19 protein-coding genes and 1 other annotated feature are annotated in these 23,476 nt (G+C 41.0%); of the genes, 1 reads left to right on the forward strand and 18 read right to left on the reverse strand.

The annotated features are described in order from the left end of the window. Positions 1-30: 30 nt before the first annotated feature. The 9 genes from rplL to mecA form a co-directional block, all read right to left on the reverse strand. Positions 31-399 carry a 50S ribosomal protein L7/L12 gene (gene rplL, locus D8805_RS02020; RefSeq protein WP_001196964.1) on the reverse strand — a complete coding sequence of 123 codons (369 nt, stop codon included), beginning with the start codon at positions 397-399 and terminating at the stop codon, positions 31-33. Positions 400-474: 75 nt separating this feature from the next. After that, entirely contained in the window at positions 475-975 is a 501-nt protein-coding gene (gene rplJ, locus D8805_RS02025; protein ID WP_125415253.1) for a 50S ribosomal protein L10, read from the reverse strand. Between the two features lie 38 nt (positions 976-1,013). Beyond that, positions 1,014-1,149 (reverse strand) — a sequence feature (ribosomal protein L10 leader region). A gap of 61 nt (positions 1,150-1,210) precedes the next feature. Beyond that, on the reverse strand, positions 1,211-2,470 hold the full coding sequence (locus tag D8805_RS02035; RefSeq protein ID WP_125415254.1) for a TRZ/ATZ family protein: 1,260 nt from the start codon (positions 2,468-2,470) through the stop codon (positions 1,211-1,213). A 100-nt stretch (positions 2,471-2,570) separates the two neighbouring features. Next, on the reverse strand, positions 2,571-4,319 hold the full coding sequence (locus D8805_RS02040) for an ABC transporter ATP-binding protein (RefSeq protein ID WP_125415255.1): 1,749 nt from the start codon (positions 4,317-4,319) through the stop codon (positions 2,571-2,573). A gap of 1 nt (position 4,320) precedes the next feature. Next, positions 4,321-6,045: an ABC transporter ATP-binding protein gene (locus D8805_RS02045; protein WP_125415256.1), complete on the reverse strand. Its 1,725-nt coding sequence runs from the start codon at positions 6,043-6,045 to the stop codon at positions 4,321-4,323. Between the two features lie 60 nt (positions 6,046-6,105). Continuing rightward, on the reverse strand, positions 6,106-7,044 hold the full coding sequence (msrB, locus tag D8805_RS02050; RefSeq protein WP_125415257.1) for a peptide-methionine (R)-S-oxide reductase MsrB: 939 nt from the start codon (positions 7,042-7,044) through the stop codon (positions 6,106-6,108). 253 nt (positions 7,045-7,297) lie between these two features. Beyond that, entirely contained in the window at positions 7,298-8,167 is an 870-nt protein-coding gene (thrB, locus tag D8805_RS02060; protein ID WP_084976163.1) for a homoserine kinase, read from the reverse strand. Position 8,168: 1 nt separating this feature from the next. Continuing rightward, positions 8,169-9,455, reverse strand: a complete 1,287-nt coding sequence (locus D8805_RS02065) for a homoserine dehydrogenase (RefSeq protein ID WP_125415259.1) — start codon at positions 9,453-9,455, stop codon at positions 8,169-8,171. A gap of 148 nt (positions 9,456-9,603) precedes the next feature. Next, a complete protein-coding gene (gene mecA / locus D8805_RS02070; protein WP_125415260.1) occupies positions 9,604-10,344 on the reverse strand; it encodes an adaptor protein MecA in 741 nt (246 codons plus the stop codon). 122 nt (positions 10,345-10,466) lie between these two features. Here mecA and D8805_RS02075 point away from each other — a divergent pair, with 122 nt between their 5' ends. After that, a complete protein-coding gene (locus D8805_RS02075; protein ID WP_125415261.1) occupies positions 10,467-11,945 on the forward strand; it encodes an oligosaccharide flippase family protein in 1,479 nt (492 codons plus the stop codon). Positions 11,946-11,994: 49 nt separating this feature from the next. Here D8805_RS02075 and D8805_RS02080 read toward each other — a convergent pair whose 3' ends face one another. The 9 genes from D8805_RS02080 to aroA all read right to left on the reverse strand — a co-directional run bounded on the left by D8805_RS02080 (position 11,995) and on the right by aroA (position 23,431). Continuing rightward, on the reverse strand, positions 11,995-14,520 hold the full coding sequence (locus tag D8805_RS02080) for an MBL fold metallo-hydrolase (protein ID WP_125415262.1): 2,526 nt from the start codon (positions 14,518-14,520) through the stop codon (positions 11,995-11,997). A gap of 36 nt (positions 14,521-14,556) precedes the next feature. Beyond that, positions 14,557-15,369 carry a LicD family protein gene (locus D8805_RS02085; RefSeq protein ID WP_084976158.1) on the reverse strand — a complete coding sequence of 271 codons (813 nt, stop codon included), beginning with the start codon at positions 15,367-15,369 and terminating at the stop codon, positions 14,557-14,559. 57 nt (positions 15,370-15,426) lie between these two features. After that, a complete protein-coding gene (locus D8805_RS02090; RefSeq protein ID WP_084976157.1) occupies positions 15,427-17,586 on the reverse strand; it encodes a LicD family protein in 2,160 nt (719 codons plus the stop codon). 21 nt (positions 17,587-17,607) lie between these two features. Beyond that, on the reverse strand, positions 17,608-18,576 hold the full coding sequence (locus D8805_RS02095) for a glycosyltransferase family 2 protein (protein WP_084976156.1): 969 nt from the start codon (positions 18,574-18,576) through the stop codon (positions 17,608-17,610). Further along, the gene (locus D8805_RS02100; RefSeq protein WP_084976155.1) at positions 18,573-19,409 is read right to left on the reverse strand and encodes a LicD family protein; all 837 of its coding nucleotides are present in this window, start codon (positions 19,407-19,409) and stop codon (positions 18,573-18,575) included. Before D8805_RS02100 ends, D8805_RS02095 begins: the two co-directional genes overlap by 4 nt. 147 nt (positions 19,410-19,556) lie before the next feature. Then, a complete protein-coding gene (locus tag D8805_RS02105) occupies positions 19,557-20,837 on the reverse strand; it encodes an LCP family protein (protein WP_125415263.1) in 1,281 nt (426 codons plus the stop codon). Beyond that, on the reverse strand, positions 20,834-21,682 hold the full coding sequence (gene pheA / locus D8805_RS02110) for a prephenate dehydratase (protein ID WP_038805448.1): 849 nt from the start codon (positions 21,680-21,682) through the stop codon (positions 20,834-20,836). The genes D8805_RS02105 and pheA overlap by 4 nt, the downstream gene beginning before the upstream one ends. Further along, positions 21,679-22,155, reverse strand: a complete 477-nt coding sequence (locus tag D8805_RS02115) for a shikimate kinase (protein WP_038805449.1) — start codon at positions 22,153-22,155, stop codon at positions 21,679-21,681. The genes pheA and D8805_RS02115 overlap by 4 nt, the downstream gene beginning before the upstream one ends. Further along, positions 22,148-23,431 carry a 3-phosphoshikimate 1-carboxyvinyltransferase gene (gene aroA, locus D8805_RS02120; protein WP_038805450.1) on the reverse strand — a complete coding sequence of 428 codons (1,284 nt, stop codon included), beginning with the start codon at positions 23,429-23,431 and terminating at the stop codon, positions 22,148-22,150. Before aroA ends, D8805_RS02115 begins: the two co-directional genes overlap by 8 nt. Between the last annotated feature and the right edge of the window lie 45 nt (positions 23,432-23,476).

Here is a 23,476-nt window from a genome sequence, read left to right on the forward strand (position 1 = left end):
TGTTTTTAAGCTACTAATGTAGTTGCTCTATTATTTAAGAGTAACTGAAGCTCCAGCTTCTTCCAATTTAGCTTTGATTTCTTCTGCTTCTGCAGTTGGAACGCCTTCTTTGATGACACCTGGTGCACCATCAACAAGTTCTTTAGCTTCTTTAAGACCAAGACCAGTGATTTCACGTACAACTTTGATAACGCCGACTTTTTTGTCACCAGCAGCTGTCAACTCAACGTCAAATGAGTCTTTAGCAGCACCAGCGTCAGCAGCACCAGCTGCAGCAACAGCTACAGGAGCAGCTGCAGTTACACCAAATTCTTCTTCGATAGCTTTTACAAGGTCGTTCAATTCAAGGATTGAAGCTTCTTTAATTTCAGCAATAATGTTTTCAATGTTCAATGCCATTGTTATTTCCTCCAAATAAGTTTTTAATTTTATAATAGTTTTTTTCGTAGCTAGGCTACGCTGCGTAGCTTAAGATTAAGCTGCGTCTTCTTTGTTGTCTGCAACCGCTTTGACTGCAAGAGCAACGTTGCGCACTGGCGCTTGAAGTACAGAAAGGAGCATAGAAAGAAGTCCTTCGCGGTTTGGAAGAGTTGCAAGAGCAATGATTTCTTCTTTAGATGCGACAGCGCCTTCGATTGCACCACCTTTGATTTCAAGTGCTTCAGCGTTTTTAGCAAAGTCGTTCAAGATTTTCGCTGGTGCGATAACATCTTCATTAGAAAATGCTACTGCAGATGGTCCCACAAATACTGATGCAAGATCTTCAAGACCAGCTTTTTCAGCTGCACGACGCAAGATTGAGTTTTTAATGACTTTATACTCAACTTCGCTTCCACGAAGCTCACGACGAAGAACTGTATCTTGCTCAACTGTCAAACCACGAGCGTCTACAACGACGATAGATGTAGCAGCTTTCATTTTTTCAGCTACTACGTCAACTAGTTCCGCTTTTTTAGCAATAATTGCTTCACTCATTAGTGTGTTCACCTCCGTAATTATTTTGCTTGGGGCATTCTTCCAAAAGAAAAACGCGCCCAAACCTAGACACGAAAGTACAATACGCTTCTTTTTACATGATACGTTTTGTCCTCGGTAGGATATTTACGAGTCGAGCTCCCCTACTGTCTTAGGCAGTTTTTTCAAACCGTATATAAGTATAGCATAGACAAAAAAAGAATGCAAGATTTTTGCAAACTTTTTTTAAATTTTTTTAAATCTCTACCGTCAAAACTTTGCCTTGCTTAACCACCTGTTCTCCAGCGATATAAACATCATCAACATCACTAGATTTGACAGCATAAACCAGGTGAGAGAGCATATTTTCCTGAGGTTGAAGACGGATTTTTCCTTGTGGTTGAATCACGAGAAAATCTGCCTGCTTGCCAACTTCTAGGCTTCCTATCTGCTTTTCCATTGCTAGAACCTTAGCCCCTTCGATTGTCAGTGCCTTAAGGGCTGTCTCGATAGGGAACTGGCTGGCATCTCCACTCTTCATTTTCTGAAGAAGGGCTGCTGTCCGTCCTTCCTCAAACATATCTAGATTGTTATTGGAAGCAACCGAGTCAGTCGCAATTCCAACTGCTACTCCTGCTTTTTGGAGTTGGATGATTGGAGCGATTCCTGAGGCCAGTTTGAGGTTACTAATAGGATTATGGGCGATAGCCACATGAGAAGTTGCCAAGCGTTCAATTTCTCTCTCGTTTAGTTCAACCCCGTGAGCAAAGACAGACGGATGATCTAAGTAACCTAGTTCTTCTAAAAAGGCGAGGGGGCGTTTGCCGTATCGTTTGAGGATAATTCCTGATTCCTCCTTAGTCTCCGCCACATGAATATGGATAGGAATATTCAGCTCTTTTGCCATTTCTAAGCTTTCTTCCAGTAAATCTTTACTACAGCTATAGGGAGAATGTGGAGCTACCATAACCTTGAAATTTGGATTTTCATATCCTAAGATTTCCTCTATGATGGCTCGTGTTCTGCTTATGGTCTCAGCAGTTGTTTCTGTCTCTGAAGAAAAGAGTGTCGGTGAGAAATAACAACGCATCTTAGAATCTATCACTGCCTGATAAATTTGCTGGATATTCACACCATTGGGATTATACATATCGTTGAAGGTTGTTGTCCCTGACTGGAGCATCTCAGTCAGAGCTTCTTTGACCGCCTTGGTAGTCATGTCGGGAGTAAAACCTGCTTCTGCTGGCCAGATATAGTCATTGAGCCATTCATGGAGATTGCTGTCATCCCGGATTCCTCGCAAACCAGTCATAGCAGAGTGGGTATGGCAATTGACCAAACCAGGCATGATCCAGGCTCCCTGATAGTCTATAATCTGCTCAGCTTGCTCTAAAATCTCTGGCTCCTCTTGACCGACATAGATGATTTGAGAATCCTTAACAGCCAAGATACCATCCAGATAGACATGGAAATCTTGGTCACAAGTCACAATATTTACATGCTGATAGACTTTCATTGTTTTCTCCTTCTTAGACCCTGATTTTTTCTAGCTATTGTAACAAAAAAGTCACCCGAAGGCAACTTTTTTTGTCCATAAGATTTTAAAATAGAAAGGATTATTCAGAGCTAAAAGCTGCTGCTTTTTGCATTTGGTAATACTTGCCCTTTCTAGCCATGAGCTCTTGATGATTGCCATGTTCCACAATGTCACCATCCACCAAGACAAGAATCAAATCCGCATCCTGAATGGTTGACAAACGATGAGCAATGATAAAGCTTGTGCGCCCTTTCATGAGTTTGGCAAAGGCATCCTGAACTAGCACTTCTGTCCGCGTATCGATGGAGGAAGTCGCCTCGTCTAAGATAAGAATCTTTGGTATAGCTAGAAAGACTCGAGCGATGGTCAAGAGCTGGGCTTGCCCAACAGAGAGAGATTCTCCTGCATTTTCCAACTTAGTATCGTATCCCTGTGGCAACTGTTGGATGAAAAAGTCTGCGTTGGCCGCTTTGGCAGCAGCAATCACTTGCTCCCGACTAGCATCAGGATTCCCAAAAGCAATATTGTCATGAATGGTTCCTTGCTTGAGCCAGGTTTCCTGGAGCACCATTCCAAACTGCTGTCTCAATGACGCTCGGGTATAGTCGTAAATGGAACGACCGTCTAGCAAGATATCTCCCGAATTAATAGGATAAAAACGCATGAGGAGATTGATAAGAGTTGATTTTCCGGCACCTGTCGGACCAACGATGGCTACCTTGCTACCAGCTGGGATATCCATAGACAAATCCTTAATCAAGATCTTTTCAGGATTGTATCCAAAAGAAACATGCTTAAAGGAAATGGCTCCCTTGACTTGGTCACTGGTCAAGACTTCCTTACCTGTTTCAGCCACCTCAGGACTTTCTAAGACAGCATAGACACGCTCTGCACACGCGAGAGCACTTTGCAACTCGGCTAAAACAGAAGAAATATCGTTAAAGGGCTTGGTGTACTGTTGGACATAGTTCAAAAAGGTCACTAAACGTCCGATGGTCAAGGTGGATCCCATCATGATACGATAAGCTCCCACTCCAGCAAGAAGAGCGTAAATGAGCGCATTGACAAAGCGAGTCGAAGGATTGACCGTTGATGAATAAAAGATGGCTGACTGAGAATAACCTGCGTAGTTGGCATTCGCCTCACGCAGTCTTTGAATAAACTCTGTCTGAGCATTGAAAGACTGGATAATAGTCTGCTGGCTAAGAGACTCTTCAATCAACTGAGTCTGAATCCCCCTCGTCTCTGTTTGCTTCTGAAAGAGATGATAGGAACGTTTGGCAATAAAGCGTGAAATCACCATAGACAGCGGCGTCAACAGCAAGACCAAGAGGGTCATGAGGAGATGAATTTGGAGCATTGCTATAATACTAACCAAAATCATCAAAACGCCAATGAAAAATTGATTGAAAATCATGGTCAAGCCGGCTGCCAGCTGTTCTATGTCTGTGGTTACACGACTGACCATCTCTCCACTGCCCTGCCGATCCACAAAAGCAATCGGTAAACGATGGAGCTTATGGATAATTCGCTCTCGCAAGTCTCTAGTATAAGAGAAGATTAGGCGATTATAAAGAAGAGGATTGGCCCATTGTACCAGTGTATTTCCTATGACTACCAAGATCATCTGGAGGAAAATCTGCCAAAAAACTGGTGAAGAACCAGTCACAAGGACTTGGTCAATGACCTGCCCAATCAAAATAGGTAGGTAAATTGATAAACCAACTTGGGCAATCGTTCCTAGAAAAGCTAGGAAAAGGAGGAAAGGATGGCTTGCTAAATCTACGGCTAAACGTTTGAGCGTCTGGTTTGCAGTTTGTCGTTTCATGCTAGTCCTCCTTTCCATGTTGGGATGCATTGATTTCGCAATAGACTTGACTAGTTTGCATCAAGTCATCGTGCTTGCCAATAGCTAGGAGCTCACCTTTTTCCAAGAGGAGAATCTGGTCAGCTATCTGAAGTGTCGAAGTCCGTTGAGAAATCAAGATTAAGCTCGTGTTTGGCAAATTTTCTCGGATAGCTTTCAAGAGCTTGGACTCGGTAATGGTGTCGAGAGCCGAGGTCGCATCATCTAGGATGAGAAACGGAGCTTGGCGCAGGACTGCTCGGGCGATAGACAACCTTTGTTTTTGTCCACCTGAGAAATTTCGTCCTCCTGCCTCAACTATGGCGTCTAAGAGTCCTTCCTTTTCACTGACAAAATCCTTTGCTTGCGCAATCTCCAAGGCCTGCCAGAGTTCTTGGTCAGTTACTTCCTGATTGAAACCCAAAGTCAAGTTGGAACGAATAGTTCCTTTAAAGAGCTCGACTTTTTGAGGCACATAGGCAATCCAAGACCTCCACTGCTCCAAATTAAGAGGACTACGTCCATCTCTATAAAGGTTAATGCTTCCCTTATCTGCTGGATATAGACCAAGTAAGACTTGCACCAAGCTTGATTTACCAGAACCCGTTCCCCCAATGATACCAAGGATTTGTCCTTGAGTCATATCAAAGGAAATATCTCTCAGAGAGGGTTGGGCCGCATCAGGATAGGTAAAGGTCAATTCTTGGACTTGTAAAACCTGATTAATGGCAGCTTGCTTTTGTTCTAATTCTGAATGGATATCTTCTGGAGTCTCAGCAAATACTTCTTCGATTCGCTTGGCTGAGATGTAGGACTGGTTGAGAGAATTGATCAGCATGGCAAGCTTGACCAATTCCACCAAGATCTGCAAGAGGTAGTTGATAAGAGCAATCAGGGCACCTTGACTGAGTAAACCTCCTTGAATTGAAATATAGCCCTGCCAGATGATAACGAGGAGAGTTCCATTGACAATCAGATAGGTCAGAGGTGTTAACAAACTAGACCAGAAACCCGTCTTTTCTTGCAATCTAGCATAAACTTGATTTAGGGTTTGAAAAATCTGTAACTCTCGTTTTTCCTGACCAAAAGCACGAATAACTCGCATCCCTTGCAATTGCTGACGTGTTTCCTGAACCAGCTGATCCGTTTTCTTTCTGAGACTGCTGTAGAGAGGATTGACCAGTCGAGAGAGCCCGACAATGACAATCGTCAAAATAACAACCATGACCAAAAACCAGAAAGTCAGCTCAGCCGAGATGCGATAGGCCATAAAGATAGCCCCAAAAACGATAATAGGTGCTCGCAAAAAGAGGCGCAGGAATTGATTGATACCAGTCTGAATCTGGTAGGTATCCGAAGTCAAGCGAGTCACCAAGCTAGAAGTTGTCAGACGATCTCTGCTATCCTTGGGCAAGAAAAGAATATGACGATAAAGGTCGTCTGTCAGTTCTTTGGTAAACCCAACCGCTGCCTTGGCTGAATAGAATTGAGCAATCAAGGCTACTAAAACGCCAATCACTGCAAAGATAAGGAGCAGGCCAATCTGCATCCAAAGGTGCCCTTGATCTCTCTGAGGCAAGGACTGGTCAACAATCCCAGCAATCACCATGGGAACCAAGAGCTCAAAAACAGCTTCGAGTAACTTGAACAAGGGGGCTAAAATGGATTCTTTGATATAGGGTTTGAAGTAAGATAGTAAGTGTTTCATAGATCCCTTCTATTCTTATTCTGGAAATGAAGAAAGTGGGAAGTGCCCACCATCTCTGTTTTATTTGTTTAAATAAGGTAATAAATAGCCGTATCCTGCTTCTTCCATCTCATCCTTGGCTACAAAACGCAAGGAAGCCGAATTGATACAGTAACGGAGGCCACCTAACTCACGAGGTCCATCTGTGAAAACATGACCCAAGTGAGCATTGCCTGACCGAGAACGAACCTCGATTCGCTCCATTCCATGGCTCATGTCCTTGTAATAATGAATCAACTCCTTAGAAATCGGACGACTAAAACTTGGCCAACCACAACCTGAAGCAAACTTATCCTTGGCAAAAAAGAGTGGCTCACCCGTCGTGATGTCTACATAAATCCCTTCTTCAAAGGTCTGGTCATAAGCATTGCTAAATGGAGCCTCTGTTGCAGCTTCTTGGGTGACACGGTAAGACTCTGCTGACAAACTTTCCCTTAACACTTCTTGACTAGGCTTTTCATAATTTGAGGCGTCAATCAATGGCTTCTCAGCATCGGTCACATCGATATGACAGTAACCGGAAGGATTTTTCTTGAGATAGTCTTGGTGGTAGTCTTCCGCCAGAATGTAGTGGCGGAGTTTTTCAACCTCCACTGCAATTTTACGACCGATGAGGAGTTCTTGTTCTCGAACCACTGTATTAATCGTCGGTATATCTGCTTCATCCTGGTAATAGATCCCAGTTCGATACTGACGTCCACGGTCATTCCCTTGTTGATTAATCGATAAGGGATCGATGACTCGGAAATAATAGAGTAAAATCTCTCGAAGTGATACTGTTTTCTCATCATAAATCACTTGAACCGTTTCTGCATGGTCTGTTTCCTTGAGCAGCTGATAATTGGTCGTTTCGACTTGCCCATTAGCGTAGCCAACACTGGTTGCTAGCACTCCAGAAATTCGGGAAAAATACTCCTCTAAACCCCAAAAACAACCACCTGCTAGATAAATTTCTGCCATCTTTATTTCTCCTTTATCAAGTTTTTAACTAATACTCTTCGAAAATCTCTTCAAACCACGTCAGCGTCGCCTTACCGTAGGTATGGTTACTAACTTCGTCAGTTCTATCCACAACCTCAAAACACTGTTTTGAGCAGCCTGCGGCTAGCTTCCTAGTTTGCTCTTTGATTTTCATTGAATATAAACTTCTTTTCAAAAAAAGGACAGGAAGCAGCCCCCTAGTCGAGACTTTCCCCATCCTATCTTCTGTTCTTTACTTTATTTCGACACGGACACCTTGCGTATCAACTTTCAAATCATGCAGTTTGCCTTTGAAAGGTTGGTTTTGCAATTCAGCTTTAATCTTGGGCATTTTGTCATGAGAAGCCAAGACCATAACTGTTGGTCCGGCACCAGAGAGATAGGTTGCATAGGCACCATTCTCTTTAGCTACTTGCTTAATCGTCGCAAATTCACGGACCAGACTTTGACGATAGCGCTCGTGGAAGAGGTCTCCCTCAATTGCTTGGCCAGCTGTCACCATGTCTCCTGCTAACAAGGCTGCAACAGCTACATTTGCTATAGAACTAGCTGCAACAGCTTCCTTGTAGGACAATTTCTTAGGAAGGACACCGCGGCTGTCTCGGGTACGCAATTCATAGTTGGGAATATAAGCTAGAAAATCACACTCAGGGAAGTCTGCCACGATTGCTGAAACGTGATCTTCAACGGAACTCGCAATAACGAGATTACCGTAAATTGCTGGAGCCACATTGTCAGGATGTCCTTCAATCTTAGTCGCTAACTGCAATTTTTCATGGTTAGATAAGTTGAGATTGCCCAGTTGGTTAGCCAGTTCAATCCCAGCAACAATAACAGAGCTGGAAGAACCCAAACCACGCGCCAAGGGAACATCACTGGTCATTTTCAAGCGTCTCGGTTGCAAGTCTGGCGCAATTTGCAAGGCAATCTTGAGCAAGAGATTACGCTCGTCATGTGGAATCCATTTGCCAATCTGGTGTTCAATCAACCACTCATCTCGTTCTTCACAGACCTCAATTTGAAGATATTTAGTTACAGCTACACCGACCGAATCAAAACCTGGCCCGATATTGGCACTGGTTGCAGGTACAATAATCTTCATCCTATTCTCCTAACACCTTGAAGGTATTCAAGAGGTCAAATTCTGAAGCTTTGGCCAACTCAGCTGAAACATTCTCAAGTTGTGCTTTATTAATCTTATGAGTGATAATCACTACACGCGCCTTATCACCCTCTTTGCCATCTTGGAGAATTTGCTTGAAGGAAATATCTTGAGCATTAAAGATTTCAGCAAGTTTTAAGACCTGACCTTTTGAGTCTGGAGCCAAGATTGAGAAATAGTAGTTTGCTTTAACATCTTCTGGATTGGCCAAAACCAATTCACGGCTGTATTCGTTGAAGTCTTTACCAATCGTTCCATCATTCAAACGACGAACGATACGGACAATATCCGCCACAACACTTGTTGCAGTTGGTTTTTGACCCGCACCTGGTCCGTAGTACATAGACTCACCTATACCAATAGATTCTACAAAAACAGCGTTCATGACCCCATTTACACTGGCAAGTGGGTGCGCTTTAGGAAGGAAGGTTGGAGTCACTTCTGCAGCAATACCTGAAGGAGTTTCCTCGATAGAACCAACCAATTTCACTACATAGCCAAGGTCTTGGGCTACAGCTACGTCTTCTGGTGTGATGTTGCGGATCCCCTTATGGGCTACATCGTCAAAGGCAACCTTCATACCAAAAGCAAATTGACTCAAAATCACCATCTTGTAGGCTGCGTCAATCCCATCCACGTCATTTGTAGGGTCGCTTTCTGCAAAACCTAATCTTTGTGCTTCCGCAAGAGCGTCATCGTAAGACCAGCCTTCTTCAACCATTTTGGTCATCATGAAGTTAGAAGTTCCGTTAACGACACCAAGAACACGAGTGATTTTGTCAGACGCCAGAGAATTTGCCAAGGTACGAAGAATTGGAATACCACCAGCTACTGCCGCTTCGTAGTAAAGTGCTACATTATGCTCTTTAGCGATTTCTAACAATTCTGCACCATGGACAGCCAAAAGGTCCTTGTTAGCAGTAACAACGTGTTTTCCAGCTTCTAAGGCACGAGTGATAAAGGTTTTAGCTGGTTCGATACGCCCCATCAATTCCACTACGATAGTAATGTCCTTGTCTGATAAAATATCGTCTACATTGGTTACAAAGTTAAAGTCATTCCCTGCTGCAAGTAAGCGGTTCTTCTCATCTTCATCCTTAACCAATACCTTGGCTACTTCAATCTCTGAATGAGCTGACTGGATGATTTTTTCTCCGTTTTCCTTTAGGAGGAATGGTACACCACTTGCAACGGTACCAAATCCAAGTAAAGCAATTTTAACTGTCATGTTTGTCTCCTCGAAATTTTCTAATATAGCCATTATAACAGAATTTTTCGAAAATTCCTATCCAAGAAAACCACTATTTATAGATAGAAAAGAAAAAACGAATCATGGGATTCGTCTTTTCTGATAAGTAAAAATTGATTTCTAAAAACTATGAATTAACTTTTTGAAGACCGAGCACAGCGTCGTGATTAATCAAGATGCGACCATACTCTTGTAAAACCGAACGACTGATATCACTGTCGTCTGCAAACTCACGCATACGAGCCAAGAGCCAGGCTGGATATGGACTAGGATGATTTTCAACATCGACTAAGATTGTCAAATAATAGTATCCATTCATCTTATAGAGTTCAGATGTTTCCATCTGGTAGTTAACCGTCTTTGAAAAAGCAACTAAGTCAGCAAGGCTTGCGAAACGCAAGATATAGTAGATATAAGGTTCTTTCTTGTTCTCCGTTTCCTTTTCTGTTTGCTCTTGCTCTTCTTCTTTAGCTTCTACCCGTTCTAGAGACTGAATAGCTTCAATATCGTCCTTGGTCTTTTCTGCGATACTCTTTTCCAAAGTTTTGAGAAATTCGTCCGGCGACATTTGGGCCAATTCTTCCATGTCAGGTAGATCTGCCAAATCATCAAAATCTAGATTTTGGTCAATCTTGGACTTGGTCACAAAGACATCGACCTTATCTGGTTTTGGCGTCACACGGAAACTCAGCATGCCACTATCCAAGAAATTGTCTGGCATCTCCAATTCATCTAAAATAGCATAGAAAAACTCTTCTGTTTTTTCCTGAGGAACGAGAAAATCTGCAATCTCCATTCCCCGATCCATCAAATCATCTAAAGTCATCGTGATTTTCAGTGTTGTATCACTAATTTGTTTCATCTTCATTTCTACTAACCTCATACTTTCAGTCTATCTATTATACTAGATTTTTACGATTTTATCAAAAGAATGAAGCTGGAATGTGATATAATACTAGAGATAATGTTACATTTAAGAAAGAAAGTTCAATGAAAAATATAAAAGTTAATGCATTGGCTAGCTTGCTGGTCAATATCCTCAATATCGTTTTTCCGCTGATAACCAACCCTTATCTGACGCGGATTCTCAGCAAATCCAACTATGGTTACTTCAATACCGCCAATACCTGGGCCAGCTTTGTCATTCCACTAGCAGCCTTTGGAATATACAATTACGGGATTCGTGCTATCAGTAAGGTTAAGGACGACAAGAATAAAATCAACTATGTCTTTTCTAAGCTGTTTTATATCTCAGTTTTCACTTCTCTCCTGACAACTGGTATCTACTTCCTCTTTATCTTCTTTGACACCAGCATTGAGAACCTGAAAGTCCTTTACTACATCCTAGGAGCTCAGGCACTCTTCCAATTCCTCAATATCGAATGGATGAATGAGGCCTATGAAAACTATGCCTTTATCCTTTACAAGACATTGATTATTCGAATTACCATGCTGGTCGCCATCTTTGCCTTTGTCAAAACTGCTGATGATATTGTTCCCTACGCTATCGTCATGACTGCTACAACTATCCTCAACTACCTCCTTAGTTTTCTTTGGATCAAGAGAGAAGTTTCCTTTGTCAAAATTGGTTTCATCGAGTTAGCTAGGGCTTCTAAACCACTCTTTACTATGCTTCTCTTGGCAAATGCCAATATGCTTTATACCTTGCTAGATAGAATGTTTATCACCAAGGGACCAGATGAAAACTATATTTCTTATTATACAATTGCCTATAGCATCGTCATGCTGATTGCTGGTGTCTTAAGTGGAGCTATCAGTGTCAGCATTCCACGTCTCGGCTACTACCTCGGGAAAAAGGATTACAATTCTTATAATTATCTTGTAAATCAAGCGGCATCATTATTCTATTTTCTCATGATTCCAACTAGTTTCGGAATTATGATTTTGGGAAAGTACGCAACGGTTATCTACTCTTCTGAAAAGTATCTTGAGGCAGGTATCGTGACCAGCGTCTTCGCCTTTCGAACCATTATCTGGGCTATTGAATTGATTCTTGGTAAGCAAATTATCTTTATCAATGACCACGAGAACCGCTTGACCGCTTTCTACTTTGCTGGTGGTGGAGCAAATCTCCTCTTCAACTGTATCTTGTATATCAATAATATTTTTGCCCCTGAGTATTATATTGCTACTACCATTATTGCAGAAGCCATCGTTGTTCTCTTAGAAATTCATTTTATTAGGAAACACCAACTAATCAATTTAAAAGAAATCTTTGTGACCTTAACACGTTATGGTCTCATATCCCTTGGATTTATTCCGATCTTCTATATTTTCAAGATGATTTTCCAAATCAGTTCCTATACGGTGAACCTCAACATGATCCTCATGGTTCTCTCTACCATAGCTACTTGTGGAATCTACTATCTCTTAACACTCTTTCTCACTAAGGATAAAACACTTCACTATGCACTGAACCTAGTATTAGCTAAGATCAAAAGAAACTAAAAGAACACCCTACTGATAAACGAGCGTTTACTAGTAGGGTGTTTCTTATTTATTCTTTTTCTTTCTTGTCAGAAGTATTGGCTTCTAGATTTGAATCTTGTTTTGGCTGTTCAGCAATAGAGGAACTAGCTTCTTGCTTCTTCTCTGACTGATCTGCTTCGCCATTGACAGCAGCAACAGCCTGTCTCCAAATGCCTTCCTCGTTTACCTTATAACCATCCGGTGTGGTGGCATTTTTCAACAAGGAACCATCTGTTTGGAAATAGTACCAATTACCGTCAATTCGTTTCCAACCGGTCTGCATAGCTCCTGATTCATCAAAGTAATAATGATCACCATTTACTTTATGAAGGCCAACCAACATGATACCATCTTCAGGATTGAGATAATACCAGATTCCTTTATCCTTTATCCAACCAGTTTTCATAGCTCCATTTGCTTCAAAGTAACGATAATGATTATCAAACCATTTCCAGCCTGTTTGCATTGCTCCTGATGCACTAAAGTAATACTGCTTACCATCTACTTGTTGGAAACCGACCAGCATGATACCTTCCTGATCTTCAAGATAATACCATGTTCCTTGATCCTTCAACCAACCAGTTTTCATAGCTCCTGAGTCAGCGTAGTAATGCCAGTGTTTATCAAGCCACTGCCAGCCTGTTTGCATGGCACCGCTGGTATTCAAATAGTAACGCGTACCATTGATTTCTTGTTTTCCAGTCTGCATAATACCATCTTGATTTAGATAATACCATTTCTCATTATCCTTAATCCAGCCTGTTTTCATAGCTCCTGAGTTCGCATAGTAATACCAATTGTTCTCTAGCCATTTCCAGCCCGTTTGCATTGCACCACTAGCGTTCAAATAGTAACGAACACCATTTATATCTTGTTTTCCAGTGAGCATGATACCATCTTTGTCCAGATAATACCAAGTATCCTGATCCTTAACCCAGCCAGTTTTCATAGCTCCAGAACTTGCAAAATAGTTCCAGTGACCGTCAATAAAGGCCCAGCCAGTTTGCATGACACCTTCTTGATTAAAGTAATATGTGCTTCCATTGATATTCTTTTTACCGATAGTCCGTAGCCCATCCTCATCATAGAAATACCAATCTGAATCAATCTTTTGCCAAGTTGAAGACTTACCTGCTGTTTGGAGTGCACCACTGTCTGCAAAGAACATTTTCTTACCATTAAAGACTTGATGTCCTGTTAACATCTTTCCATCAGCTGCAAAGAGATATTTCTTCCCTCCAATTTCAGAAAGCTCACTAAATCGTCTAGCGCCATTTGATTGGATATAATACCAAGAGCCATCCAGCTTGAACCAACCGCCTGTTTGCATTTTACCATTTGAGTTGAGATAGTAATCATTCCCCTTAGCATTTTCTCCCCAATCATCATTAAGGTGAAGCCAGCGTCCTGCTTGCATTTGCCCTTTTCCATTAAAGAAGTAAGTGGCTCCGCCAATCTCTTTCCAACCGATAGCCATTTCTCCATCTGCTAAACGATATTTCCAGTAGCCACCTTCTTGATACCATTTTTCGTCAACTACAGGGATGTCAGGGAAGAGATTAGAAACATTAGCAAATCCGCTATCACTAATATCAAAAACAGTTGCATCCTGAGTTTGACTAGAAGCTCTGAGAACTTGAATATTTTTCTTTTGGAGATATTCTCTGGTTGAAGCAACATTAATATCACCACCAGTTGTTTGAATAATCATCTTTGGTGATAGGTTTTCAAGAAAATTAATCGTATTTGAAATTGTCGCATCATAATGATGGTTCCATTTCATCATATCAACCTTGCCGATAACAGGACCTAACTTATCTTCCGCTCCTTCGGCATTATCCAAATCTCCACCAAGATAGATTCTCTTTCCTGCCACAGTCACCACTGAAACGATAGAGTTGGAGTTATCATCTAGAACTTTTTTCAGATTCCCCTCAGCATCATATTCATTTTTATAATTATAGAGTTGGATATCCATATCACCTAATTTAAAGTGACTATCCTCGTCTGTAATATTCTGAATAAGAGTAACCCCTCGTTTTTGTGCGGCTCTCAAAGCATTATCGTAATTAAAAAGATTATCCCAGAGTCCCCAGTTTGCTGTGATCCGATCATCTGAATATTTTTTCAAATAAAACTTACCGACTTGATATCGATTGAGTATTTCGTCCGCTCCACCAATATGGTCACTATGGACATGAGTTCCTATAATAAAATCTAATTTTTTAACACCAATCTGATCAAGATGGCGAATCAAACGGTCTTCCAAGACTTGATAATTTCTCATGGAAATCCCCCAACGACTTGGATAGCGTGGATCACTCCCATCAGGAAAGTCATAATCTTCCCCCATATCAATCAAGGCATAATGACCATTGCTTTCCAGAAGGATAGCATCACTCCCAGATTTTGCTTTAGTATTTATGAAATGGATACGATTGCCTGAACCAGCAGTAATGGTGTCTGCATTAACTTGTTGTGATAAACCAATCAACACAAAAAGGAAAGCAAGTAAACCATAACTGACTGATTTAACTAATTTTTTATTCTTCATCTTGAATACTCCTTTCTAGATGAAAACAATCTCTTACTAATCAATCCAATAATTCTTATCAGTTCCTGGAACCTGCTGTTCAACAGGTGGTGGAGTCATATAGTCTGCTCCAAATTCGTAGGCAAGAATTTCATGGTATTTTCTCGGAGCCTTCACTACGATGTTTTCGTATGGCATATCAATCATATCATAGAGCCATTCTTTTTTGATTCCCTCTGGAAAACTTGGATCAAATATCGTACAGGTAAGATCTGTAGCTTGATTTACACTATATTTCAAAGCAAGGTTCTCTAATTTTTGATTCCAAGTTTGTGGAGAGCTTAGACGAAAAATAGCTGACCCAATATAACGAGGCAGATTTTTTATCCCCCCATTTTCTGATTTAATTCCTTTGAAATTCAAAGAAGAAAGGCGGATGAAATGTTTGTAGAGCTTCATTTTCTTACAATCACTTTCCTCCGTCACGACACCATCGTATGGAAAAATGTCAACACAAGTTCCCAATACGACTGTCGGGTCCAGAAGATTGGCATCTCTACGTGTTCTAATATCATGGACACGCAGATAACTGTACGGATAGCCTTTTGTTTCTCTAAATGAAATCAATTTGTAGTAAGGATGATTCTCATTTTTTAAAACCTGATAAAGTTTTTCAAATTCATCTCGCGCCAAAGAAATATCCGTATCATCATCCCAAGGGATAAATCCTTTATGGCGGACAGCTCCTAGTAAGGTTCCAAAATCAATAAAATATTTAATCTGATGCTTTTCACATAGTTCATGTAGATACTTTAAAATATCCAACTCCACTTGTTTTATTTCTTCAAGACTTAAAACTCTCTCAGACATACGTTTTATTCTCCTAATTTCGACTAATTCTTTAAACGATTTCTAACTGCGATTTGCTTACTTAGAACTTTTAGTGATTTTCCACAGTTTAAAATCATGGTGAGATACTCTCTGTTCAAGAGGGGGCAATTGCATATAATCTCCATAGTCAGAGGTCAAAATTTCATGGTAGTGTTTTGGAATCATAAATTCCTTGCCTTCAAATGTTCCCACAATCACTTGTTCCAACCACTCACGTTTCCAAACTGGCTTATTCATATCCTTGTAAATCAAATAGTCAACTTGCTCGTAGTCAGCAACTGCTCTAGATTTAGCAAGCTCATCAATTTGCTCAACATACTTATTCGTATTTGTGAAATAGAAAATGACAACAGAAATATAACGAATTAAAGAATTTAGTAGACTTTTTGTATTAGTAATTCCTTTAAAAGTGTAACAACTCAATTGACGTTTCTTTATGAGTTTCGTCATCTTGTTTTTAAAGTCTGCATCATCTTCATAACCATCTACAGGGAAAATATCCACATAAATTCCCATATTGGAATCAATTCGTACATCTTCCTCGAGCAAGTAGGTATGGTTATCCTGCACTTTCATGAAGGGATAGACATAGTTAAGATTATTTTTATAAGACATGACTTCATAACGTTCATCAGGATGAGCGATAAGGTAATCTTGTAGTTTCTCATAGTCTTCTCTTAGCATGCAGATATCCATATCATCGTCCCAAGGGATAAAACCTTTATGGCGAACCGCACCAATTAGACTTCCATATGCTAAGAAATACTTGACCCCAATTTTCTGACAAACTTCATGAATATATTCCATGATTCCAAGTTCCATCTGTTGAATTTCACTGACATCTGTTACTTCTTGATACCGAACTCCTTCATCTCGTTTACAAACCACTAGTCCATAACCGATTGCCAACCAAAAGATGATATTGATAAAGTTGGTAGAGTACATAATCTGACTTTCAAACAACTGACCAAACAAGATACCGAAGAAAAGAATCATAATCAATTTGTCAGTATTTTTCTTGGACACAATCAAATACGTTAAAAAGCGCTTGATGACATAAGCCAGTATAAGAAGGAAGGATACCAAGCCTAGAACTCCCGAACTGACAAATATGGTCACAAAAATGTTATGGAAATTCCCACCGATAAGGGAGTTTTGAATCTCAAATTTACTGAAATATTCTGTGTAGTAATCTGGAACATTCCGTACACCATAACCAAAAATTGGTTTGGCACTTCCCATCTTGATGGCATTTTTCCAGATATAGGTTCTACCACTTGGTGTTGTTTCGATCAGATGGAGTTCACCGTTCTTCTTAGTGACGGACGAATCTGTTTCAGCATAGGATTGTCCTTTGTTTAAGTCAAAAACAGTCGCAGTTTCAGATGCGATATAGATTGAGGTTGCATAGCTTAATCCAATGTTGGTTGCAGTAATCAGCAAACCAGCAACTATAAAAGTAAGAAATCGTTTAACGATACTTCCTCTAGTGGCAAAGAAACTATAGAGTCCAACCATGAGGAGTAAAGAAAGTAAGGCTCCTCTACTTTGCATAGTAGCAAAGTAGACTAATTGAATCACATTGTTCAGTTTAAGATAAACAGAATATTTACTTCCTTTGTGGATCAAATACATAGCTAAAATAATGCTAATGTATGAAAATATCGCACTAGCATTTGGATTGACAATTCCCCACAGACGTCCATTCATGACACCATAATAATAAGATTGTTCGCCAATCTTAAATAGGATAAGGACTCTACTTACCAATAAACCAAATGCAAAGATTGCGGAAGAAAAAGAAATGATTTGAATAGTATAGGTAACCCAGTCAAATAATTTTTTAAGTTGCCCTGATTGTAACATAGTAAATAATAAAACATAGGTTACCATGAAGAGGATTTCAATCACATTTCCAATCAGATGTCCAGAGCGATTGAAAACAGCTGATAGCAGATGACTTCCAGCTAAGAGTCCAAATAAGGATAGAAATTTACGATCTGCTGTGATTTCTTTCCACTTAAACAATAAAGTATAGCAAATATAAAGCACGACAATCGCTGACAATCCCTTATAGAGGGGATTTGCTATCTTATAAACCAGTGAACTCATACTTAAAATCGAAATAAAAACAAACAGATACGCAATCCATGGTTTTGATTTTTCAAAGTATTCATCCATTTTTGAAAAATTCATTTTCAACTCCTTCTCATGATATTAGTTTTTTAATCCAACAATTTTCTTATATAGCCATGGAGAAATGACAAGTGAAAGGATCGCTACCTTGCGAAAAGTAGTGAAATAAGCATCCTTCCATATTTCGCGTCGATGCCGAACAATCCAAGTCCTTAGCTCGGCTTTCTCCTTTTGATACTCTTCAGATGAAGTAAAGATAATTTTATCGTAAACTGTGATGTACGACCAACATTCTCTATTTTTTAATTCATATTTTAAATTAGGAAAGACTTGTGAAACTTGAGCAATTATTTGCTTATAAACTTCTATCGTGTCAAATACATGCTGGTTAACAGATGTTGTTGCACTTCCCTCACGATGATCATAATAATAAACAGGTTTGTCAATAAATACGCTGCTGCATCTTGTCTTTAGTAGCAATTCAGTTAAAAATAAGGCATCTTCAGCTAGGTGATAATTTGTATTAAACTTTTCATCCGCAAGCAGGTCTCTCTTAAACAGTTTTGCAACTGGAAAAAATGACGTTCTGGTAGTCATCAGTAGTTCCTTCATGGTTTCTTCTGTTGACCAGAGTTCTGTTTTTCCAGAATGTGGAGGTAAGTCTGTCACAATGCCGTTTTTAATATGGTGTAGAGGAGCAATTACAAAGCCTAGATTCGCCCCCTCAACTGCACTTGCTAAAGTAGCTAGGTAATCTTGGGTAACGAAATCATCGCTATCAATAAAGGTGATCCAAGCACCCGTCGCCAGCTTGATTCCCGTATTTCTCGCATTTGAGACTCCAGCATTTTCTAGATGATAGACCTTGATATTCTCATGCCGAGAGGCTAAATTCTCACAGATCAGTCCGCTGGAATCGGTAGAGCCATCATTGATTAGGATTAACTCAAAATGGGCATAAGTCTGTTGAAGAATTGACTCCACACATCGTTCCAGATAGGTTTCTACATTGTAGACCGGAACGATAACGCTTATTTTTTCTCCCATCATGCTCCATATTCTCCCTTGTACTCTGTGTAGCTCTTGTCCATGTCTGCTATAATGGCATCGTGATGCGGTACTTGCTTGTCCGCTGGTGGCGGTGTCATATAATCCCCAAAAGCAGTGCTGAGATAGGCATCATAACCGACTGGAATGGGCATCTCTGTTCCTTCAAATGGCAAGAAAAGATTGTCTTCAAAAGATGCGATTGGGTATTTGTTTCGCATGTAGCCGGGACCTGAGCATAATTCCGTGATTCCATCGCTCTCAGCGAGACCATACTTGGTCATTTCTTTCTCAGCTTTCTTCCAAATACGATAGCGTAGAGATTTGGGAGTCAAACCGAGTAAGATACGACTTCCCCATTTCATGACTGCACCATGCTTTTCTGGAACAGTTTGGGCACAAAAAAGGGAATAGATCAAGGCCCAGCGAACCTGTTTCTTGCGCTCAGCTGGATTTTTAGGATAATAATCTAAAGGCAAAACGTCCAAAGCCAAACCATGTGGCAAATCCAAATCCTGTTGATAAGGCTTGATACAAGTTGTTTCTTTATCACGAATCGTAATAAAAAGGTTACGGTCTACAAAATCCTTGTGACTCTTTGACAAGAAATAGCGCTCATCTGCATAACGTGGCCATAGTTCGGCTAACTTTTCATAGTCCTTGCGAGGCATGAAAAAATCTAGGTCATCATCCCAAGGAATGAAGCCCTTGTTGCGAAGGGCACCAATCGCTCCTCCACCACAGAGATAGCACAACAAATTATGTTCTTTACAAAATGCGACGAAATATTCAGCCATTTCCAGACTACGAGCCTGAATCGCTTTCAAATCACTCATGTCTCTCCTCTTCTGTCCAATAACGAGTTATATCGTTTTATTATACCATAAAAAAGCCTTAAAAATCCATCAGATACCGTAAAAAATCAAAGCCCAATCCACCATTTTTACTGGTGAATGAAGCTTTGATTTTTATTTATCTATCTCTTACCTCATTCCCATTTGGGCGAGTTTAGTCCGGTATTTGTTCTGGTCGACAAGTAGACCTTGTCCTCCGTAGACATCATAAGCATCTACCCAATCGCCCAGTTCTGGCACTGTGAGTCTTTCGATACCATTCTGTGCACCTTCGATAACTGATAAGCCATTGGTCAGTAAGAAGGTATATGGTAGGTTGGTAGAAGTCATTCCAAAGACTTTTCCAAGTGCCTCTGATCCTGTAAAGAGTTTGGTCGGATCTTTGATTTGCTCAAGAACTGCTGACATGACCTGCTGCTGACGTTTGGTACGACCATAGTCTCCTTCATCATCATCACGGAAACGAGCGTAGTTGAGCAAGGTTGAGCCATTCATCTGCTGTTTCCCAACTTTAATAGTTTGAGTTGGCGATTCGGTTTCTGTTGCATGAAGGTCATCTCCAACTGTGGCTGCTGTCAGAGGCTGACCATTTAACGTTGAAAACTTAGCGTCTATAGTCACCCCATCAGGAAATAACGTATCAATGGCAGTTGCAAAGGCTTGGAAATCCACTAGGGCATAGTACTTAATATCCAAATCAAAGTTGTCTTTTAGAACCTTGCGGACCATTTCAGCCCCTTTTTGCCCTTCTTGTTCCCCGAGTTCATAAGCAACATTGAGTTTATTATCCGTTTGTTTCTTGCCATTCACAATCTGGCTGTAGCCATCAATATAGACTAGGTTGTCACGCATGAAGCTGACTAGCTTGATCTTCTTATCCGAACCACTAACATTCAATACCATAATCGTATCTGTACGGGTTTCTGCACTGTTTTGACCAATACGACCATCTGTCCCCATGATTAGGATATTCACCCCGTCTTTAGTATCTTGACCATTAAAGACCTCTACTTGAGCTGCTTTTGCATCAGCTGGCCTATTGGTAGAAGTTGCTGACTGGAAACCGCGCAGGAACATAAAAATCATCCCCGCAGCCACACAGGTTATCAACAGTAAAAGCCAAATTAGAACTCGTTTAAAAAATCTTCTTGGTTTCTTCTTTTTCACTTTTGGAAGAGAGGAAAATTTCTGATGTCTATTCGAGCGACTTTGATTGGAATACTGTGGAATCCCAATGTCCTTCCCTAGATTTTTTTCCCTTTCACCTTCATTAGAGGGAAATCCACCGTCCATTTTTCTTTTCAGATAGTCAAATTCTCTCTTTTCTCTGTCATTTAGGTAATGAATATTCTTAAAAAGGTAATCATAGCGTAACTGCTCATGATGACTTAAAGGGCTTTCTTTGCTCATAGGCTCTCCTTTCCTAGGTCCCTTATGGTGAAAATAGGGTAGGTTCCCAGTATCTTGTACTGGATTCCAATTGCTTCTAGTTCTTGTCTGGCAAAATGAACCAGCTCTTTGTCACTATAGTCTACATCGATAATGAAAAAATATTCTCCCAAGGCTGTTTTAAGGGGGCGACTCTCAATCTTTGTTAAGTCAATCCCTCTCCAAGCAAAGGTCGAAAGTGCCTTGTAAAGAGCACCAGGTAGGTTGTCTGGTAAGGTCAAGGCCAAACTCATTTTTTCAGTTTGCGATTGCAAAGGGATAGTGGGAATCTCGGATCCTAAAACCCAAAAACGAGTGAAATTGGCTTCCATTTCTTGGATATCTTCTGCTATCAATTCCAAACCATACTCTGCAGCGGAGTTTCTAGGGGCAATAGCCGCAAAAGGTTGGTCTGGATGTTCAGCAATAAATCGGGCTGCATAGGCTGTGCTTGCCGTCACTTCAAGCTGGGCTTCTGGATAATGCTCCTCTATGAACTTCTTTCCCTGAGCCAGAGCCTGAGGATGAGAAAAGATTTTCTCAATTTTTGACTGACCTGGAACTGCCATCAGCTGCTGATGAATGGGTTGTACGATTTCTGCAACAGCCTGAATATCCGCCTGATGAAAAAGGTAATCCAAGCTTTCATGCACACTCCCCTCAATGGAGTTTTCAACTGGTACCACAGAATAGTCCACCAAGCCCTGTTCATAGGCCTTAATAACATCTGTGATATTGGCAAAAGCCTGCAATTCCTCTTTGAGAAATGCTGTCTGCACAACATGATGCGAAAAAGATCCCTTGGGACCTAGATAGGCAATTTTCATCTCAGTTCCTCTATAATTTCCTCTGGGCTTAGCTTGGTCACATCTAGAATCCGACTGGCTACTTCCTCATACCAAGCTTGTCTTTCTTGGAAAATTCTGGCTAGCTCTTCCTTACTTTTGTTGAGAAAAAGCGGGCGCTGATTGTCCTTGTCAGCTGCGATACGTTGGTAGAGGGTTTCAAAATCTGCTTTTAGGTAGATGTTATCAGGATTGGTCTTGAGCAAGTCACGATTTCTCTGAGAAATGACAACTCCTCCGCCAGTTGACACAACTCGGTCCGTTTTTAGTAAGTCAGCTAGGACTTCTGACTCTACTTGACGAAAGGCCACTTCTCCTTTTTCAGCGAAGAAATTCGCAATGGACATTCCCAAACGTTCCTCGATTAAGGCATCCATATCGATGTAGTCCGGGTCCAATCCTCTAGCGATTGTCGATTTGCCTGCCCCCATAAATCCGAGTAATACCTTAGCCATGAATCAAAGTCTCCAAATCATCAAAGAAGCTAGGATAGCTGGTATTGATGGCTTCAGCACGATCAAGTTCCACTTCTCCATCCGCAACCAAGAGGGCTGCAATAGCTGTCATCATTCCAATTCGATGATCACCAAACGTATTGACTCTAGCGCCATGAAGTCTTGATTTCCCTTTGATAATCATCCCATCTGCTGTAGGAGTGATATCCGCCCCCATGCTATTTAAGGCGTCAGCCACCACCTGAATGCGGTCAGTTTCCTTGACCTTGAGTTCCTCAGCATCCTTAATAACTGTTACACCTTGGGCTTGCGTCGCTAGAAGGGCAATAATAGGCAATTCATCAATCAAACGGGGAATCAAGGATCCACCAATCTCTGTTCCTTTTAAGTCAGAAGACTCGACAGTTAGGGTTGCAGATTTAGCAACTGGGTCAATTTCAGTTATTTCTAGTTTTCCTCCCATGGCGCGAATGACATCAATAATACCTGTACGCGTTTCGTTAATCCCCACATTCTGCAGCACCACACGAGAGTTTGGAACAATCAAACCTGCAACCAACCAAAAGGCTGCACTAGAAATATCTCCTGGCACGATTACCTTTTGTCCGATCAGTTTTTGTGGTCCTTGAACTGTAATTTTTTTGCCATCCACACTTAAATGACCACCAAATTGCTGTAGCATATCTTCGGTGTGGTTACGAGTACATTCTTTCTCGATAATAACGGACTCCCCCTGAGCCTGCAAGGCTGCAAATATCAAGGCAGACTTGACTTGAGCAGAGGCGATTGGCAACTCATAGTGAATAGGTGTAAGTTTTTTCGTTCCTTTTAAGCGAAGAGGAGGCAGGTCTCGCTCCGTTTGCCCTGAAATGCTGACGCCCATTTTTTTCAGAGGAATCGTCACGCGATCCATAGGACGTTTGGAAAGACTGTCATCTCCAAACATCTCTACTTCGAAGTCTGCACCGGCAAGGACACCTGAAATCAGGCGAATCGAGGTTCCAGAATTCCCCATATCCAAGGCGTTTTGCGGAGCTTTTAAGCCATCCATTCCAACACCTTGAATGGTAATGACACCGTCTTTATCCTCAATTTCAACACCAAGGTCACGAAAAACCTGCATGGTTGAGAGCACATCCTCTCCACGCAGAATATCATATACCTTGGTTTCTCCCTCAGCCAAACTTCCAAAAATAATCGAACGGTGGCTGATAGACTTGTCACCTGGAACCCGGATACTGCCATGTAAGTGGCGAATGTTTGTTTTTAGTTTCATAGTTGACCCCATACTTGCGATACTTTTTCTTATTTTATCACAAAA

Origin of the sequence: Streptococcus oralis subsp. dentisani (assembly GCF_003944205.1) — a bacterium.
Taxonomy (GTDB): Bacteria; Bacillota; Bacilli; order Lactobacillales; family Streptococcaceae; genus Streptococcus; species Streptococcus oralis_BH.